The 903-nt window shown below is 43.0% G+C and carries 2 tRNA genes; both read left to right on the top strand.

Annotated features, from left to right (window positions below):
• Positions 1–583 precede the first annotated feature (583 nt).
• Positions 584–659, top strand: a tRNA-Ala gene (locus CKO50_RS07270).
• Positions 660–731: 72 nt separating this feature from the next.
• Positions 732–799: transfer RNA gene (locus CKO50_RS07265), tRNA-Glu, on the top strand.
• Positions 800–903 lie beyond the last annotated feature (104 nt).

The raw sequence follows: 903 nt of genomic DNA, 5'->3' as shown, positions 1-903 counted from the left end.
GACTTGAACCAGTGACCCTCGCCTTGTAAGGGCGATGCTCTCCCAACTGAGCTAACAACCCAAATTGTATTACAACGTCTGCCGTTGTGGGGCGGTATTATAGGTTTAGTTTGAAAAGAGTCAACACTTAACTTTAAAAAACTATACTGTATGATGTTTTTATGCTCAATGCTTTAAGCTCTTCATTATAGAAAGGTGAGGGGGCTTATATTTTTGGCCCTAGAATCATCTCATTTTTGGGGGGGAAATAAGTTGCTGTGCTTTGCGTATTATAGCGCGAAATTAAGCAGGGTTGGATACCATGCGGAGTAAGAAAAGAGCCGTAAATCACTCTGGCCTAATTGGATTTAAAACAAAAAGGCAGAGGTGCGGTAACTATGCGTTTTAAATTGTGTAATAAATAATCCAATTCAAGGTGTTAGGCTTGCAAAGGGGAGTGGTTTGGTTATATTCTACGCTTCTTGATTTAAAATGAATCAGTTAGAAAAAACTTTCATAAAAGTTGTTGACTTTATTTTTGCTCCTGCATAGAATGCGCCCCGCACTCAGCGATACAGGCTAGCAGTTCAGGTCTGACTATTATGGGGCTATAGCTCAGCTGGGAGAGCGCTTGCATGGCATGCAAGAGGTCGACGGTTCGATCCCGTCTAGCTCCACCAATTTATCGTTAGTGCATATGTCCTAGTACATAATTCAAATGGCAACGCCTCGAGTGCGAAGTTGTTTGTTATTGTNTAGAGGCCTAGGACACCGCCCTTTCACGGCGGTAACAGGGGTTCGAATCCCCTAGGGGACGCCACTTACTTCGGTAGGTAACTCGGTTAGCGAGAGAATAAACAGCTAAATAAAGTCCTAGTGACACAGAAATAGCAAGTCCGTGATTTGCAAAAAATTCTGCGTCCC

Origin of the sequence: Pseudoalteromonas sp. HM-SA03 (genome assembly GCF_002289345.1) — a bacterium.
Classification (GTDB): domain Bacteria; phylum Pseudomonadota; class Gammaproteobacteria; order Enterobacterales; family Alteromonadaceae; genus Pseudoalteromonas.
The sequence above is the reverse complement of the archived record's forward strand: the minus strand, read 5'-3'. Positions and strand labels throughout refer to the sequence as shown.